This window comes from Streptomyces sp. NPDC048277 (genome assembly GCF_040652235.1).
In the GTDB taxonomy this organism is placed as follows: Bacteria; Actinomycetota; Actinomycetes; order Streptomycetales; family Streptomycetaceae; genus Streptomyces.
In genome coordinates, this window is record NZ_JBEZLQ010000045.1 from 35,232 (window position 1) to 50,950 (window position 15,719).

General features: G+C 69.6%; 14 protein-coding genes and 4 pseudogenes. 8 read left to right on the forward strand and 10 right to left on the reverse strand.

All coding sequences use genetic code 11. From position 1 onward, the window contains the following. Positions 1-3: 3 nt before the first annotated feature. From AB0D85_RS49520 to AB0D85_RS49530, 3 genes and pseudogenes are all read right to left on the reverse strand, one after another. The gene (locus tag AB0D85_RS49520; protein WP_362337374.1) at positions 4-1,017 is read right to left on the reverse strand and encodes a cytochrome P450; all 1,014 of its coding nucleotides are present in this window, start codon (positions 1,015-1,017) and stop codon (positions 4-6) included. A 398-nt stretch (positions 1,018-1,415) separates the two neighbouring features. Continuing rightward, positions 1,416-1,739 (reverse strand): annotated as a pseudogene (locus tag AB0D85_RS49525) (biotin/lipoyl-containing protein); the annotation flags it as partial. After that, positions 1,739-2,842 (reverse strand): annotated as a pseudogene (locus AB0D85_RS49530) (methylmalonyl-CoA mutase family protein); the annotation flags it as partial. The pseudogenes AB0D85_RS49525 and AB0D85_RS49530, both read right to left, overlap by 1 nt. A 72-nt stretch (positions 2,843-2,914) precedes the next feature. On the opposite strand from AB0D85_RS49530, the gene AB0D85_RS49535 reads away from it, so the two are divergent. Then, positions 2,915-3,598 carry a helix-turn-helix domain-containing protein gene (locus tag AB0D85_RS49535; protein WP_362337336.1) on the forward strand — a complete coding sequence of 228 codons (684 nt, stop codon included), beginning with the start codon at positions 2,915-2,917 and terminating at the stop codon, positions 3,596-3,598. A 123-nt stretch (positions 3,599-3,721) separates the two neighbouring features. Here AB0D85_RS49535 and AB0D85_RS49540 read toward each other — a convergent pair whose 3' ends face one another. Then, the gene (locus AB0D85_RS49540) at positions 3,722-3,889 is read right to left on the reverse strand and encodes a hypothetical protein (RefSeq protein ID WP_362337338.1); all 168 of its coding nucleotides are present in this window, start codon (positions 3,887-3,889) and stop codon (positions 3,722-3,724) included. On the opposite strand from AB0D85_RS49540, the gene AB0D85_RS49545 reads away from it, so the two are divergent. The 4 genes and pseudogenes from AB0D85_RS49545 to AB0D85_RS49560 form a co-directional block, all read left to right on the forward strand. Then, positions 3,876-4,259 carry a hypothetical protein gene (locus tag AB0D85_RS49545; protein ID WP_362337341.1) on the forward strand — a complete coding sequence of 128 codons (384 nt, stop codon included), beginning with the start codon at positions 3,876-3,878 and terminating at the stop codon, positions 4,257-4,259. The genes AB0D85_RS49540 and AB0D85_RS49545 overlap by 14 nt on opposite strands. Positions 4,260-4,496: 237 nt before the next feature. After that, a pseudogene (locus AB0D85_RS49550) lies at positions 4,497-4,633 on the forward strand (IS256 family transposase); the annotation flags it as partial. Between the two features lie 101 nt (positions 4,634-4,734). Continuing rightward, positions 4,735-5,490 carry a dienelactone hydrolase family protein gene (locus AB0D85_RS49555; RefSeq protein ID WP_362337343.1) on the forward strand — a complete coding sequence of 252 codons (756 nt, stop codon included), beginning with the start codon at positions 4,735-4,737 and terminating at the stop codon, positions 5,488-5,490. 756 nt (positions 5,491-6,246) lie between these two features. Beyond that, a pseudogene (locus AB0D85_RS49560) lies at positions 6,247-7,013 on the forward strand (serine hydrolase domain-containing protein); the annotation flags it as partial. Between the two features lie 1,056 nt (positions 7,014-8,069). Here the strand turns inward: AB0D85_RS49560 and AB0D85_RS49565 are convergent. From AB0D85_RS49565 to AB0D85_RS49590, 6 genes are all read right to left on the reverse strand, one after another. Beyond that, positions 8,070-8,723 carry a TetR/AcrR family transcriptional regulator gene (locus tag AB0D85_RS49565; protein ID WP_362337346.1) on the reverse strand — a complete coding sequence of 218 codons (654 nt, stop codon included), beginning with the start codon at positions 8,721-8,723 and terminating at the stop codon, positions 8,070-8,072. Positions 8,724-8,780: 57 nt separating this feature from the next. Continuing rightward, on the reverse strand, positions 8,781-9,194 hold the full coding sequence (locus AB0D85_RS49570) for a carboxymuconolactone decarboxylase family protein (protein ID WP_362337349.1): 414 nt from the start codon (positions 9,192-9,194) through the stop codon (positions 8,781-8,783). Continuing rightward, positions 9,191-10,048, reverse strand: coding sequence for an SDR family NAD(P)-dependent oxidoreductase (locus tag AB0D85_RS49575; RefSeq protein ID WP_362337352.1), 858 nt, complete (start codon positions 10,046-10,048; stop codon positions 9,191-9,193). Before AB0D85_RS49575 ends, AB0D85_RS49570 begins: the two co-directional genes overlap by 4 nt. Next, entirely contained in the window at positions 10,045-11,277 is a 1,233-nt protein-coding gene (locus AB0D85_RS49580; protein ID WP_362337354.1) for a cytochrome P450, read from the reverse strand. The genes AB0D85_RS49575 and AB0D85_RS49580 overlap by 4 nt, the downstream gene beginning before the upstream one ends. A 67-nt stretch (positions 11,278-11,344) precedes the next feature. Beyond that, the gene (locus AB0D85_RS49585) at positions 11,345-12,592 is read right to left on the reverse strand and encodes an FAD/NAD(P)-binding oxidoreductase (RefSeq protein WP_362337357.1); all 1,248 of its coding nucleotides are present in this window, start codon (positions 12,590-12,592) and stop codon (positions 11,345-11,347) included. 1 nt (position 12,593) lies between these two features. After that, complete coding sequence (locus AB0D85_RS49590; RefSeq protein WP_362337359.1) at positions 12,594-12,791, reverse strand: ferredoxin; 198 nt, start codon at positions 12,789-12,791, stop codon at positions 12,594-12,596. A gap of 588 nt (positions 12,792-13,379) precedes the next feature. On the opposite strand from AB0D85_RS49590, the gene AB0D85_RS49595 reads away from it, so the two are divergent. The 3 genes from AB0D85_RS49595 to AB0D85_RS49605 form a co-directional block, all read left to right on the forward strand. Next, entirely contained in the window at positions 13,380-14,306 is a 927-nt protein-coding gene (locus AB0D85_RS49595; protein ID WP_362337361.1) for an LLM class F420-dependent oxidoreductase, read from the forward strand. A 209-nt stretch (positions 14,307-14,515) separates the two neighbouring features. Continuing rightward, complete coding sequence (locus AB0D85_RS49600) at positions 14,516-15,445, forward strand: LLM class F420-dependent oxidoreductase (protein WP_362337363.1); 930 nt, start codon at positions 14,516-14,518, stop codon at positions 15,443-15,445. A gap of 89 nt (positions 15,446-15,534) precedes the next feature. Next, on the forward strand, positions 15,535-15,719 hold a 185-nt coding region (locus AB0D85_RS49605; RefSeq protein WP_362337377.1), incomplete at its 3' end, for a hypothetical protein.

The window sequence follows — 15,719 nt, forward strand, 5'->3', positions numbered from 1 at the left end:
GCGTCAGGGGCGTCGCATCGTCACACGCAAAGGCGCGCGGAACGAGAGCAGACCGAGCATGTCGGACTCGTCCTGCACCAGGAGCGGCGCTTCGGGCAGACGACGTGCTGCCGTACGCAGGGCCACCGTCGCCTCGGCACGCGCCAGCGAGGCTCCCGGGCAGCGATGGCGACCAACTCCGAAAGCCAGGTGGTGTCTGAGGTTTGGGCGGTACGGACAGAGCTCCTCCGGGTCACGGAACACCTCGGGGTCGGATCCGGTACCCATCAGCATCAGCAGCAGTTCGGCCCCGGCCGGCAGCCTGGTGCCGGCCAGCTCGACCGGGTGAGCGGTGACTCGGCGCCAGCTCGTGACCGGAGGCTCACGGCGAAGGATCTCCTCCAACCAGGCCTCCGCGAAGCCCTCCTCGGCGGCGGCCCGCGACCAGATCTGCGGGTACGCCGACGTCCTGCGCAGCAGGGTTGCGATCAGCTGACCGGTGGTCGCGTGCGCCGCGACGAGGACGAAGAAGGCCACGGCCACGGCCGTCGGGCCGTCGAGGAGCCCCCCGCCCGGCATACGGTGGGCGCGCAGAGCCCCGAAAAGACCGCTCTCGTCGCCATCGGTGAGCTGCTCCGACAACCACCGGTGAAATTCGCCCACCTGATCGGCCAGTTGAGGCTGGTGCTCCGTCGGCGGGCGTCCGTAGAACAGCTCAAGCGCCGCATCGCTCCATGCCATCAGCGTTGCCGGCGACACGTTCCCCAGACCGAGCATCCGCATCATCACCAGACAGGGCAGCGGCCGGGCGAACTGTGTGGCCAGATCGCAGGCGCTCCCGCGGTCGAGCTCCCGCCGTATATCGGTCAGCAATTCCTCGGCTGTCCGTTCGATCAGTGGCAGCGCGGTCGCGACTCGTCCGGAGTCGAAGAACCGGGTGACCATGCGGCGCAGGGATATGTGGGTGGGGCCGTCGTTGTTGGCGAGTGCGGGCGGTAGTGCAAAGCCGGCCCGGGCCAGAATACGAAGCGCCGGCACGGACAACCGGGCGACGACGTTCTGGGCGTTGTCCGGGCGGTACGTCCGCGGGTCCAGGAGTACCTGTCGTACGTCCGCGTACCTGCTGACGAGCCAGAGACCTGTTCCGGGGTCGTGCCGTACCGGGGCGCTGCGCCGCAACGCCGCCAGAGCGGGGAACGGGTCACTGACGAAGCTGGGGGCGAAGAGATCGAGCAGATCGAGTCCGTCAGCATTTCTCGGGGGTTCGGGCGTCTTGTCGGTTCGGGCTGTTGAGACGATCCGTCCAGCCATGTTCGGTCTCCGTTCGGCGGCTCTGCGGACCGGACCGTGAGTCGCTTCCACGATCGGCTTCGCCTTGTTCTGCACGCCGTCGGAGGAAGTGTCGTCTCTTCCTCCGACGGCGTGTGGTGCTTCCCTCAGTCCTTGATCTCGCAGATCACGGCGCCGGAGGTGAGCGACGCGCCGACCTCGGCGGCGAGGCCCTTGATGGTGCCGGTCTTGTGCGCGTTGAGGGGCTGTTCCATCTTCATGGCCTCCAGTACGACGATCAGGTCGCCTTCCTTGACCTCCTGGCCCTCCTCGACGGCGACCTAGACGATCGTGCCCTGCATGGGCGAGGCGAGGCTGTCGCCGGAGGCGACCGGGCCGGACTTCTTGGCGGCGCGGCGCTTGGGCTTGGCGCCGGCGGCCAGGCCGGTGCGGGCCAGGGTCATGCCCAGGGAGGCCGGGAGGGAGACCTGACCTCCTGGGTTCGCAGGGCAAGCCGCGCGGCCTTCTGGGTGGGAAGGGCGATGGCCTCGTCGTAGGAGTTGGTGTGGAGGGACTGCGTCCCGCCCAGCACCGCCCCCAGACCCTGCAGGGCCACTCGGACCAGGTTGACCTCAGGCTGCTGCGCGGTCAGCTGCACTCCCGCGGTCTGGGTGTGGAACCGCAGCATCTGCGACTTCGGATTCTTCGCCTTGAACTCGTCGCGCATGATGCGGGCCCAGATGCGCCTGGCCGCACGGAACTTCGCGATCTCTTCGAGCAGCGTGGTCCGAGCGACGAAGAAGAAGGACAGGCGCGGAGCGAAGTCGTCGACGTCCAGGCCCGCGGCGATCGCGGTACGGACGTACTCCATGGCATTGGCGAGCGTGAAGGCGATCTCCTGCGCGGGCGTGGCCCCGGCTTCCGCCATGTGGTAGCCCGAGATGGAGATGGTGTTCCAGCGAGGCAGCTCCGCGTGGCAGTAGCGGAAGATATCGCTGATCAGACGCAGGGACTGCTGCGGCGGGAAGATGTAGGTGCCGCGGGCGATGTACTCCTTGAGCACGTCGTTCTGGATCGTGCCAGTCAGGCGGTCACCAGGCACTCCCTGCTCGGCCGCCACGAGCTGGTACAGCAGGAGCAGCGTCGAAGCGGGGGCGTTGATCGTCATCGAGGTCGACACCTTGTCCAGAGGCAACCCCTGGAAAAGCGTCCGCATGTCCTCGATGGAATCGATCGCCACACCCACCTTGCCCACTTCGCCCCGGGCGATGGACTCGTCGGAGTCGTAGCCCATCTGCGTCGGCAGGTCGAAGGCCACGCTCAGGCCGCCCGTACCGGCACCGACCAGCTCGTGGTAACGCTCGTTGGACTCCTTCGCCGTGCCGAACCCGGCGTACTGGCGCATCGTCCACGGCCGGCCCGTGTACATCGACGGATACACGCCACGGGTGAAGGGAAAACGCCCCGGGGCGCCCAGCCCGGCTCCCGCGTCGAAACCCTCCAGCGAGGAGCCGTCGTAGAGCGGCTTGATCGGCAGGTCGGACTCGCTGAGCGCCACGCTGTCCACACCGTCTCCTTCGGTACTGAATCTCATATAGACGGTACCCAGTACCATGGGTGGGGGCAAGAGACATCCGGACACCGAGACGGGAGAAGATGGGCGGTCATGAGCAAGCCAGCCGCGCGGATCCGACTCGCAGAAGCAGCGTTCGCCCTCTTCGACGAGCGGGGATACGAGCAGACCACCGTCGAGGACATCGCCGAGCGCGCCGGAGTCGGGCGTACCACGTTCTTCCGGCATTACCGGTCCAAGGAAGCGGTTATCTTCCCCAACCACGACAGGCTGCTCGCGCTGATCGGGGACCGGCTAGCCACGTCCAGTCACAGCACCGCCCTCGTCGCCGTCTCGGACGCGGTTCGGCTGGTGCTTCTGCACTACATCGACGAAGGCGACCTGGCGCGCCGCCGGTATGTCCTGACCAGCAAAGTCGCCACCCTCCGCGACCGCGAGATCGCCAGCGTGGCGCGTTACCAGCGGCTGTTCCGCGAATTCATCAGCGACTGGATGGGGGACCCCACCGAGTCGGCGTCACTGAGGGCCGAACTGATGGCGGCATCCGTCGTGGCGGCGCACAACCACGTACTGCGGCGATGGCTGCGGGGTGAGTCGACGGATCCCGTGGGAGAGGTCGACGACGCGATGCAGGAGGTGCTGGCGCTCTTTCCGGTGCCCGGCCCCCCGCCGGAGCCCGGCGGGGGGACCACCGTTGTCGCGTTCAGGACCGGGCAGGACATCGATGCCCTGCTCCCCGCACTGCGACGCCTTGTCGAGGGTGGCGGCACGTCTTGAGGCGGGACAGCCACGGCAAGGGACTGTCCCGCCGTTCGCCGTCTCCAACCGCCCGGTGATCGGGCGGCTGCTCCATGCGGCGCAGACCTGGCCCAGCGGCGCCGTGGTGACGGTTCCCCGCCGTCAGTCGCTCTCCCGGACGAGTTCATGCTCCATGACCGGAGCGGCAAGGCCGCGCGCCGGCTGTCCGGTGCGGTCGAAGGCCGGCCAGCGAAAGTCGAGTTGCCCCTGGGTGTGCTCCTCGACGTTGCGCCGCACGAGGAACCATCCGAGGTAGATGATCAGCGCCACGACCGGAACGCCGATCGTCACCGCGCTGAAGTCCGTCTTGCCCCAGAAAATCAGGGCTCGGCTGCCGGCCGCTGACGAGGATGCCCACCAGGACGAGGCCAAGGAAGCCCAGACCGCTGTAGCTGCCGTAGCGGTGGAACGGCATCCGGAACGAACTCGGCGGGATGATCCCGGCGTTCGAAAGGCGACGGAGCCGCACCCGGCCCGCCCCCTGGGCCACCAGGACATCGGCGAGGACGTCGCCGACCTCGGGCAATACGCTCGCGCCGACCGGCACCACCTCGTCGCTCATCCCCGCACCGTATGCCCGCCGACCGCCACCCCTGTACCCGAATCGCGGATCCGTGACGGCCAAGGGGCCCTGATCTGACGGAGCGAGGAGCGTGCGCGGCGACGTCGCCAGCGTTCGTCACGGTCCTGCCCGATCCGAACGCGCACCGGCAGCGGTCGGCTCCGCGCCGGCAGAATCGCGAGCGGAGCCTGTCCGGGAGCGGGAGTGTAAATCCAACGGCGGATCCGACGATCACGGGAGAGACGTCAAGCGACTGACACCGCCGTGGAGTTGGAGACCGTGGAGCCTGTCGAGAGTGCTCGGTCCGGGCAGCCTGTGCCCGTGTCCGATGAGCAACTGGTCGCGCGGGCCCGGTCGGAGGGCTGCAGCTGACCGGGCAGGGCGGGCTGCTGCAGCAGCTGACCAAGCGGGTCCTGGATTCGGCCCTGGAAGGGGAGATCACCGATCACCTCCGCTAGGCGTGGAGGGGCGATTCCAGAGGGAGACCCGCACTGTTCTGCCAGCGGCAGAACAGCGGCCCGGCCGGGCTCGACGATCACTACAGTCCAGTCTCATGGCGACGACTACAGCGCGCACGGTCGAATACCCGGCCGACGGTCTGACGATGGTCGGGCACCTCGCGCTCCCCGTTGGCGCCGGCCGCCGGCCAGCCGTCCTGGTCGGGCCCGAGGGGATGGGGCTCAACGACGTCGAGCGCCGCCGGGCCGATGCGCTCGCCGAGCTGGGATACGTGGCGCTGGCCTTCGACCTCCACGGCGGGCGCTATCTGGGTGACCCCGAGGAGATGCTGGCCCGTTGCCTGCCGCTGCTCGCCGACCCCGACCGGATGCGGGGCATCGGCCACGCGGCGCTCGACGTGCTGCGCGCCGAACCGCGGACCGACCCCGACCGGATCGCCGCCGTCGGCTACGGCACCGGGGGCGCCATCGGGCTGGAACTCGGACGCGACGGCGTCGACCTACGCGCGATCGCGACAGTCAACGCGCTGACCACGGGCCGACCGGGCGAGGCGGCGCGCATCCGCTGCCCGGTGTGGGCCGGGGTCGGGTCGGAAGACCCGATCATGCCGCCCGCGCAACGGGACGCGTTCACCGCCGAGATGCAGGCCGCGGGCGTCAACTGGCGCCTCACGGTCTACGGCGGCGCCCTGCACGCCTTCCACCACCCGCCGGTCGACCACCCCGTGGTCCCCGGCGTCGGCTACCACCCACGGCACGCGCAGCGAGCCTGGCACGACGTCGTCGACCTGCTCACCGAGTGCCTGCCCGTGACGGAGTGGCTGGTCAGTCCACGCTCGGGCACCCGCTGACCAGTGCCTACCTGTCACACCACTTTCAGCGGCGCAGGACGTTGACGACGCACTCTCTGCCCAAGATCGGGACGTCCACGCACCTTTCGGGTCGGTCCGGCGAAGCAGGCTTCCGCGCCGGGCGGGCAGCGCATCCCCGATGGAGAGGCCAAGCGTGGGGAACTTCTCGGCGATCTCGGCAGGATCAAGAACGGGATCACTGACAGGAATCTCCCACTTGCTGCCATGGCGCTTCCAGGCGTCGAGGTCAGTCAGGCTCGATCGGGCGGATGCGCTTCACGATGCCGTCCACGACGTAGACCATCGTGGTCGGCCAGGGGCGCCAATACGTGCGGTCGGCGTCGTACTGCGCCTTGCTGCGGTCGCCCTGTCCGGTCTCGTCGTAGTGGCGGCCGTCGGAGTCGGTTTGGGTCCTGCCACTGCGGTAGACGACGTAGGCGAAGTCTCCCTCGTCGGTCAGGGGCCCGGTAGACCGCCGCCACAGGGGAGCGGCGGGCCCGAGGGGCCTCCACCTGGGGGCAGGTAAGGCGCCGTCCGCACACCATGCACCACAAACCGGCCACGAGCCCGTGTCCGCACGTACGTCTGGCAACACTTCGCCATGTCCCTGACCGTGCTCCTCCTCATGGGCGCCGGCCTGCCCCTCCATACCCCGGGCCCTGCCACCACCGGCACCATCCACGGCAGCACGATCAGCCTCGACACCTACATCGAGATGACCTCACGCCTCCTCGAACCCGTGACGCCGCCTGCACCCGCGCCTCCGGCGCCACCGGAGTCCTGGACCCCGGCGAACCGGGCACGAAAATGCAGCCCGACACCGTCTTCGACGCCGCCAGCCTGACCGAGATCCTCGCCGTATGGTCCTTCATCGGGACCCTGTGGGAAGACAGCGTCCTCGATCTCGACGTTCCGCTCGGCACCCTCTGGCCCGAGGTCACCAGTCACCCGCACGAGGCGGTGACCGCCCGCCAGCTGCTCACCCACACCGCGGGCGTCCCGCTCCGGGCCCAACTGAAGAACCTCTACGGGACCGAGCCGCCCTCATCCTCGGCGACCTGGCCGAACACCTCTCCGGCCGGCCGCTGAACCAGCTGGCCGACGCCCGCACCTGGGGGCCGCTGGACATGGCTTCCACCCGCTTCGGCCCGCTGCTCGCCGAGGTCGCCGCGCGCTGTGCGCCGACAGAACTCGACCAGGACACCGACACCCACCTCAAGGGCACGGCTCACGACTTCTCCGCCCGCCTCCTGGGCGGGGTGTGCGGCATCGCAGGCGTCTTCACCATCCTCGACGACCTCGCCGTCTTCCTGCGCTACATGCTCGACGCCTCCACGGCCCCCGCTCAGGCCGGTCTCGGGGCCGAGTGAACCGCGTACTCCCTGACCGTGCAGACGAACGGTCTGGAGCCCGCCCGAGGTCTGTTCTGGCACCCGGAGCCCGGCAGCGCCGACGAGCAGGACGTGTGGGTGCACTACGGGTTCACCGGCACCGGCATGTGGATCTCACCAGCCCAGGACCGATGAGCGGTGCTGCTGACCGACGTGCGCCAAACCTTCCGCCAACTCGCCTTCGCCTGAACGCTTGTGGGCCCTCTTTCGGGCGGTGTCCGCCGACTGCGCCTATCGCGACCAGGACAGCTTCCGCTCCGATTTGCACGCGGCCGGTCTGCCGTTCGTGATGGCCCTCAAACCCCGCCACGGCACCTGGGCCTACGGGCGTGATGCGCATACCCCGGTTGACGCAGCCCGCCTCCTGGCCTGGTGGGATGCAGACCATCCCGGGGACTGGACGCGCATCGAGCGCGCCTTCGGCGACGGCCACACCGCCACCTGGTGGGCCGCCGAGGCCCGGCTGGGCTGGTGGGGTCCGGACGGGAATGTCCGCCTGGTCGTGGCCACCGCCGATCCGGCCACCCTGCCCGCGAAGGCCACCTGGTACCTGGCCACCGACCTGCCCCGCCCGCACTCGCCCCGCGCCGCCGCATCGCCCTACCCGCCCGCCCCCTCGCCGAGATCGTCCGGATCCACGGGCTGCGGCACTGGGGCGAGCAGAGCTACAAACAGGTCAAGGACGAACTCGGATGGGCCGACTTCCAGGTCCGCTCCGACACAGCCATCCGACGCCACCAGACCCTCGTCAACTGCGCGTTCAGCTTCTGTTGGAACACCTGGCTCGCCCCGCCCATACCCGCCGCGGACGAGGAGAAGCCGGTGCCCAGCCGGCCAGAGAGGGGGCACTCCTCCATCCCACCAGCCGCTGCCGACGTCCTGGCCCCAAGCCCTACGGGCCGTCCGTGGCTGGCTGACGCCCTGGTCCACGCTGCAACGCTACTGGCGGGCATGGTCTACGAAGCCCCACCTGCAGCACTCCAAGAACTCATCAACACCGTCGCCAGCGGCAGACCTCTTGATCTCTGCAACCCTGGTTAACAAACCACCGCCAGGACGAAGACGGGCTCCACCTCACCGACACCGCCGCGCTCTTCTCGACGACGGAACCGGTCACCGACGTCGAAGGCCGTCCGCCGACCGGACCCCGTCGCCGGTCGGATATCGGGCCACGGTCTCTGACCTGTGTCACCTGGTCCCGTCACGGAGCACAGTGTCGACCATGCAGCGGGCGAAGGCGGTGAGTTCCTCCGGGTCCTGTCGTCCGAACGTCGAATTCCACAGGGCGAACCGGCCGAAGAGCGCCGACCAGAGGGTGATGGCGGCGTGCTCGGTCCCCTTGTCCCAGCTCAGGCCTTCGTTCTCACAGGTACGGAAGGCGTCGAGCCACTGCTGCCACAGGTCGAGGGACGGATGGGCCTCGCGCGGTACGCCGAATGCGGTGGCGTCGTAGCCGAACATGAGGCGGTAGACACCCCGTTCGGTACGCGAGAACTCACAGAAGGCCTCCGCCTGCGCTGTCAGCCTCTCGCGGGCGTCGGCTCCACGGGCCGCCACCTCCGCGTCGGCGTCGCGCATGACGGTCACGAGGCGCTCGTACCCGTCCTCGATGACCGCTCGGGCCAGCTCGTCCTTGTCGGCGAAGTGCAGGTACATGCTCTGGGCGGCGATGCCGACCTCGCGGGCCACCTCACGGAGGGAGACGGGGAGGGTGTCGTTGGCCACCTTCTCGTCGAGCAGGCGGGCCACGGCCTCGAGGATGTCCTGCCGGAGACGCTCGCCCTGGCCTCGGGGGTTGCGGCTCCGTGCGGTGGCGGTTGGCTGGTTGTTCACCCTTCTCATTGTGATGCATATGCCGACGGGGCGGGTGGCCCGGCCGGGCCACCCGCCTGATGTCGGTTACGCCTGCCCGAGGACACGCGTGGCCGTGGCCATTGCCTGACCCGCCGCGGGATAGCCGATGTACGGGACGGTGTGCAGGACGGCTTCCAGGATCTCCTCCGGGCTGAGCCCGTTGGCCCGGCCCGCCACGACGTGGTTGCCGATCTCCGTCTGATGCCCCTGGGCCATCAGCACGCCCAGGGTGATCAGGCTGCGGTCACGCCGGGCGAGCCCCGGACGGGTCCAGATGTCGCCGAAGACATGCTCCAGCGCCAGTCGGCCCATGCTTGACGCGGCGCCTTCTCCCGCCTGCATGGCCTTCATGTTCGCGGCCAGGAACTCCTCGCCCAGCATCTCCGCCACGACGCCTTCGCCCGCCGCCTGCCGCTCGGCCGCCGTACGGACCGCGTCGACGGACTCGGTCTCGCTCATGCCTGTTCTCCGTTCTCGGGTGCGGTCAGTCGGGCCAGCATGCCCAGGCCGGTCGAGGCGGTGGTGCCGGCGTCCACCGGGAGCACCGTGCCGGTGATCCACCGTGACTCCGGGCTCGTCATGAACAGCGCGGCCCAGGCCAGGTCCCAGGCCGTGCCCTCCCGGCCGAGATAGTTGGCCTTGCGCCGCAGCTCCCGGCCCCCTGCCCCGCCCTGGTCCCCCATCGGGGTGAACAGGTGCCCGGGGACCAGGCAGTTGACACGGATGTTGTCCGGTCCCCAGCTGTAGGCCAGGTCCACGGTCATCGACTGCAGGGCCCCCTTGCTCGCGCCGTAGGCGCCGGTGCCGAAGCCGCGCAGTCCGGCGATGGAGGAGACGTTGACGATCGAGCCTCCGCCGCTGCGCATGAGGTGCGGGTGGGCGGCGCGGGCCACCAGCATGGGGGCGGTCGCGTTGACGGCGAAGACCCGGTCCCAGTCGGCGCGGGTCGTGGTCCTGATGTCGCCGTTCGGGGTGACGCCCGCGTTGTTGACGACCGCGTCCAGCCGTCCCGCGGACACCGCGAAGGCATCCACCGCCTCGCGTACCGCGTCCTCGTCGGTGAGGTCGGCCACCAGCGTGACCGCCTTGCCCCCGGCGTCCTCGACCAGCGACCGCGTGTGGTCGGCGCGTTCCCCGCTGACGTCGAGGATCCCGACGGTGGCGCCCTGCGCGGCCAGCAGCAAGGCGGTCGCGGCTCCGGTACCGAGGAAGTCGCCACTGCTGCCGGCACCCGTGATCAGCGCCGCCGTGCCCTCCATGCGCCTGCCGCGGCCGTCGAGGTACCCGCCGACGGCATACGTCTCGGCGCTCACCAGGTCACCGGCAGGGTCTTGAGGCCGTACACGGCGGTCTCGCTCTTGAAGTCCAGCTCGTCCTTCTCGACGGCCAGTCGCAGCCCGGGGATCCTCTCCAGCAGGCGGGGCCAGGCCACCTCCATCTCCACGCGCGCCAGGTTCTGGCCGAGACACTGGTGGGTGCCGAAGCCGAAGGCGATGTGGTTGCGGGGGTTGCGGCCGATGTCGACCTGGTCGGCGGGGCGCTCGTCGGTGTCGAAGGCGCGCGGGTCGTGGTTGCCGGCGACCAGCGAGACGATGACGCCCTCGCCCTCGCGGACCAGCTGCCCGCCGATCTCCACGTCCTCGACAGCCACACGGCGCGGGTTGACGGCGACGATGCTCCAGTAGCGCAGCATCTCCTCCACGGTGCTGGCCGCCAGCTCGGGGTGGGCGACCAGCCGCTCGCGCTGGTCGTCGTTGACGAGCAGGGCGGTCAGGCCCAGGCCCAGCATGTTCGCGGTGGTCTCGTGTCCGGCTCCGGTCAGGAGCGCGACCAGGCCGGGCATGGTCTCGGGCGGGAAGCCGTCCTCTCCGGAGTGGTCGGCGAGCAGCCGGCTGATCATGTCGTCGCCGGGCGCGCGGCGCTTCCGCTCGATGAGGTCCGTGTAGTAGGCGATCGCCTCCACCTGTCCCTGGACGCGCTCCTCGTGAGTCGCCGTCAGGTCGGCGCCGAGGTCCGCGTGCTTCTGGAAGACCTCGCGGTCCTCGTAGGGCACGCCCAGGATCAGGCAGATGGCCCGGGACGGCAGAGCGAGCGCGAACTCCTGGACGAAGTCGACGGGCCCGTCCTTGGCGAGTATCTCGTCGATCAGCTCGTCCGTGATCCGCAGGAGCTCGTCGCGCATCGCCCGGGTGCGCTTGACGCTGAACTCCCGGGTCAGCATCTGCCGCAGCCGGGCGTGCTCGGGGTCGTCCAGGCGCAGGAAGAGGCCGCCCTGCTCCTCGCGCTGGGTGGACCAGTCGAGCGGGTAGGTGGGGTGGCGCACGTCGGCGCTGAAGGACTGGCTGCCCAGCACGGCACGGACGTCCTCGTGCCGGGTGGCCAGCCAGTGCTGCGAACCGTCCCAGATGCTGACCTTGTGCAGACCGCCGGCCTCACGGAACTCGGCGTGCTGCGGCGGCGCGCTGAAGGGACAGCTGCGCGGGGTCGGGAAGAAGGGTACTTCGCTGTCGGATGCCGCGGCGGGGGGTGCGGAGGTGGTCATATCGCCTTGCCTTCTTTCGAACGTCTTTGTTCTATAGGGGGGTTGTGAAACCGAGGTACGTCGGCGCCTACGCGGCGAACGGCGCGGCCTCGGGCCATGGCGTGCGGTCGAGGACGGCCTGGCGCCAGGTGCGCAGAGAGCGAGCCATGCCGTTGCCCAGCACGCCGTCCACCGTGCGCGGCCGGCCGTCGCCGTCGCGATGACCGTAGACGCCGATGAATCTGCCCTCGGAGAGCGAGCCCTCCACGACCGTGAAGGCCATGTCCCGGCCGGTGGTGCCGTACGACTGGAGCTTCAGGTCGTACTGGTCGGACCAGAAGTACGGCAGCGAGGGCTTCGGGAGTTCCTCGCCCAGCACGGCGGCGGCGACGGCACGCCCTTCCTCCGTGGCCGCGAGCCGGTGTTCGCTGCGCCGGTGACGCCCGCTCTCCGGGTCGAACCAGGCGGCCACGTCGCCCGCCGCCCAGATTCCCTCGCCGGCCTGCCCGTGGGCGTCGCACAGCACGCCTTCGACACCGTCGCGCTTCCGGTCGCCGAGCGGCACACCGGAGTCCGTGAGCCAGCCCACGGCCGGGCGAGCGCCGACGGCGACCAGTACGCTGGTCGCGCCGACGACACCGTCGTCGTCCAAGGCCACGCCCGTGGTCCGGCCGCCGTCGGAGAGCACCTCGGTGACGCCGACGCCGCACCGCAGGTCCACTCCGGCCGCCCGGTGGCGTTCGGCGAGCATTCCCGACACCTCCTCGCCCAGGACGTTGACCATGGGGAGAGGCAGCGGGTCGACCATCGTCACCGGTACGCCCATGCCGCGAGCGACGGCGGCCGCCTCGGCCCCGACGAATCCGGCACCTACCACGACCAGGCAACCGCCTTGGGCGAGTGCGCCGCGAAGCCGGAGCGCGTCCGGGAGGTTGCGCAGCACCTGGACGCCGGCCAGTCCGGCGCCCAGCGATACGGGATGCACCGCGGCCGCTCCGGTGGCGATCACCAGCGCGTCGTACTCACATGTGGTGCCGTTGGCCAGACGCACCTGGCGGGCCTTGGTGTCCACCCCCACGGCCGCCGTTCCGGGCACGTGTACGACGCCGAGCGCTTCCCACTGTTCACGCGGTCGCAACAGCAACCGGTCCGTCTCCCATTCGCCTGCCAGCAACTGCTTGGACAGGGGCGGACGGTCGTACGGCAGACCGGGCTCGTCACCGATCAAGGTCACCTCACCGGTGAACCCACGCCGCCGCACCTCCTCCACCACGGCCAGACCGGCGGCCGACGCGCCGACCACGACGAGCCGCCGCGGTTCAGGGGCGGCCGTCATGTCAGCCTTCCTCGATCAGGATCGCGGCCGCCGGACACACCTGCGCGGCCTCTCGCGCGGCGGCCTCCTGGTCCGTCCCGGGCACCGGTTCGAGCAGCACCACGATGCCGTCCTCGTCCCGCTGATCGAACACCTCCGGAGCAACCAGCACGCACTGTCCAGCAGCGCAGCACTTCTCTTCATCGACCGTGATCTTCATACAACTGCCTTTCCCACATGCACAGTTCAGGCCTTGCAGCCATGGTCTGTGCCGCCTGACGATGGCCTGACGTTCGTCACCTTACGACTGTGACGTCACAGCTGCAAGGCAGCTGCTGGAGACAGTGAGCACTCTCTTCAGGGGTGCCGGACCGTCGCCGCAAAACGGAAGGAAAGGGGCGGCAAAGGCGCGGTCAAGGTCACCCTCGGCGGCACCGCGCAACCAGGGCGCGAGAGCGATCGCCCACCAGGAGCGACACCCCCGCCCACACGGGGAGCGGCACCTCCGCGAGCATCGGAGCACCACCGGCGATGCGACCCGGGACGCCCATGGCATCGGGCCCGACAGGCGGCTTTCAGCCACCCGGACACGGGCACCACACCGGCGCGACACCGAGTTCGAGCCAGATGGCCATGTTTCTGTTTGCTAACCGGCGGGGTTCTCCGTATCGTCCTCGGAGAGGCAAACGGGGTACCCCGCCGTTTTATCCGGGCACCGCTGCCGTACCCCATTTCACCGGGCGAAAAGCCCGATCCCAGACGGTGTGGGCCCCATGCCACACCGACGACCGATCCAGAGGAAGTACTGATGGACGACGCAAGGACCACGAACCCCGATCTCGGCGCCGTCAAGGAATCCATCGGCCGCTATGGGATCTGGAGCTTGGCTCTGCGTGTGGAGGATCCGGCGAGGCGCTCCGAGCTGGGTGCCGCGGCGAGGGAGCTGGAAGACATCGGCTTCCGCGCGGCTTGGGTGGGCGGCGGCTCCATCCGGCACGCCCGGACGGTGATCGAGGAGACCTCGCACCTGACGGTCGGCACCAGCATCCAGCGCATCTGGGACCACGAAGCGACCGATGTGGCGAAGGACTTCGCCCAGTTGCAGAAGGACCATCCCGACAGGTTCCTGCTCGGCCTGGGAGTGGGGCATGCCGGTGCGGTCGAGCAATACCACCAGCCCTATTCCGCGATGGTCCAGTACCTCGATGCCCTCGACGCGGGGGGCCAGCCGGGCGAGCGCCGTTTCCTGGCGGCTCTCGGGCCGAAGATGCTGAAACTGGCCCGGGAGCGGTCGATCGGCTCGTTCCCCTACATGTCCACGACCGCGCATACGGCGCAGGCCCGCAAGGGCCTGGGCGACGATGCTCTGCTCGCCCCCGAGGTGAAGGTCGTCGTGGAGTCCGACCCGAGCCGTGCTCGTGACGTCGCACGACTCCACGTCGGGCCGAGCCTCACGGCTCCGAACTACGCCAACAGTTTCCTGCGGTCGGGCTTCACCGAGGAGGATCTGGCGGACGGGGGCAGCGACCGGCTCGTCGACTCGATCGTCGTCTGGGGCGACGAAGCCCGTATCAAGGAGCGCCTGGACGCCTTCTTCGCCGCGGGCGCCGACCATGTAGCCGTCCAGATCCTCACCGACACCCCGCTGGACAGGGGTTACAAGGAGGGCGGGCAGCCGCTCGACAGCCAGCTGCGCGAAGGCTGGCGCCGCCTCGGCCAGATCCTCTTCTCCTGACCATGGACAGCCGCGACCGCAACCGACAGTCGCCGAAGGGGCAACGTGCGGGCAGCGGGAGCGCCGGAATGCGGAGGCCCTCGTCCGCCCTGGGGACGGACGCAGCAAGTGTCGTCAGGACAGGTGGATGACTGCGCACCGTGGCGGGTCGCTCGTCGCGCACAACGCCCCACCCCACCCCCGCCCCACATCCCGAAGGAGTTGAACGCATGATCGATACAGCGAACGCGAGCCCAGATCTTGCCAGGCTCAAGGAGTCCATCGGCCGCTACGGCGCCTGGAGCATGGCGCTACGCGTGATGAATCCGTCCCAGCGCGCGGAACTGGGCGAAGTCGCCAGGGAGTTGGAGGAGGCGGGTTACGGCGCGGTCTGGATCGGCGGCAGCCCGTCCGTCCAGCAGATCACACCACTGGTCGAAGAGACTTCCCACCTGACCGTGGGCACCAGCATCCTGAGCATCTGGGACCACAAGGCCGAAAGCGTGGCCCAACAGTTCGCCCAGTTGGAAGAAGCACATCCCGGCCGGTTCCTGCTCGGTCTGGGCGTGAGCCACGCGACGCTCGTGAACGAACGCTACCGCCGCCCCCTCTCCGCGATGGCCGGCTACCTTGACGACCTCGATGCGGGCGGCCAGCCGGGCGACCGCCGCCTCATCGCTGCTCTCGGGCCCAAGATGCTGAAACTCGCGCGTGACCGGTCCGCCGGCTCGCTGCCCTACCACTCCACGGTGGAACACACGGCGCAGGCCCGCGAGGCACTGGGCGACGCGGCCCTGCTCGCCCCCGAGGTGAAGGTTCTCCTGGAGACCGACCCCGACCGGGCCCGCGCCATCGGCCGTATGTTCCTTCCGACCACCGTCACCCCCAACTACACCAACAACCTGCTCAGGGCCGGGTTCACCGAGGAGGACCTTGCGAACGGCGGGAGCGACCGGCTCGTCGACGCGCTCATCGCCTGGGGCGACGAGCAGCGCATCAAGGAACGGCTGGACATGTTCTTCGCCGCCGGTGCGGACCACGTCGCCATCCAGGTCATCACCGACAAGCCGGCCGAAGCCCGGCAGCTGACCGAGGGGCAGCCGCTGCACCCCGAGGTCCGAGAGGGATGGCGCCGCCTCGCGAACGTCCTGCTGTCGTAACCTCGCTCGCCGCTGTACGGGGGACGGTGAGCGACCGGTACGCGGAGACCTCCACGCCCGCCGTCCACCTGCCCCCAGACGGGAACGCCTTGAACAGAATCACCGATCGCCCCGGCGGTACCGGCCCCACCGAGAACTCCATGCGTCGCGCCCTCAAACGCGCCAGGGACGGCGTCGCCCTCGACGTCGCCGAGGCGGCTGTCCTGCTCCAGGCGCGCGGTGAGGCACTGACCGACCTCGCCGCTTCCGCCGCCCGGGTCCGTGACGCGGGCCT

Excerpts from the sequence above, each read along its gene's own strand:
- AB0D85_RS49535 (WP_362337336.1), top strand. The coding sequence starts at position 2,915 with ATGAGCAAGCCAGCCGCGCGGATCCGACTCGCAGAAGCAGCGTTCGCC.
- AB0D85_RS49545 (WP_362337341.1), top strand. The coding sequence starts at position 3,876 with ATGATCAGCGCCACGACCGGAACGCCGATCGTCACCGCGCTGAAGTCC.
- AB0D85_RS49555 (WP_362337343.1), top strand. The coding sequence starts at position 4,735 with ATGGCGACGACTACAGCGCGCACGGTCGAATACCCGGCCGACGGTCTG.
- AB0D85_RS49565 (WP_362337346.1), bottom strand. The coding sequence starts at position 8,723 with ATGAGAAGGGTGAACAACCAGCCAACCGCCACCGCACGGAGCCGCAAC.
- AB0D85_RS49570 (WP_362337349.1), bottom strand. The coding sequence starts at position 9,194 with ATGAGCGAGACCGAGTCCGTCGACGCGGTCCGTACGGCGGCCGAGCGG.
- AB0D85_RS49580 (WP_362337354.1), bottom strand. The coding sequence starts at position 11,277 with ATGACCACCTCCGCACCCCCCGCCGCGGCATCCGACAGCGAAGTACCC.
- AB0D85_RS49585 (WP_362337357.1), bottom strand. The coding sequence starts at position 12,592 with ATGACGGCCGCCCCTGAACCGCGGCGGCTCGTCGTGGTCGGCGCGTCG.
- AB0D85_RS49590 (WP_362337359.1), bottom strand. The coding sequence starts at position 12,791 with ATGAAGATCACGGTCGATGAAGAGAAGTGCTGCGCTGCTGGACAGTGC.
- AB0D85_RS49595 (WP_362337361.1), top strand. The coding sequence starts at position 13,380 with ATGGACGACGCAAGGACCACGAACCCCGATCTCGGCGCCGTCAAGGAA.
- AB0D85_RS49600 (WP_362337363.1), top strand. The coding sequence starts at position 14,516 with ATGATCGATACAGCGAACGCGAGCCCAGATCTTGCCAGGCTCAAGGAG.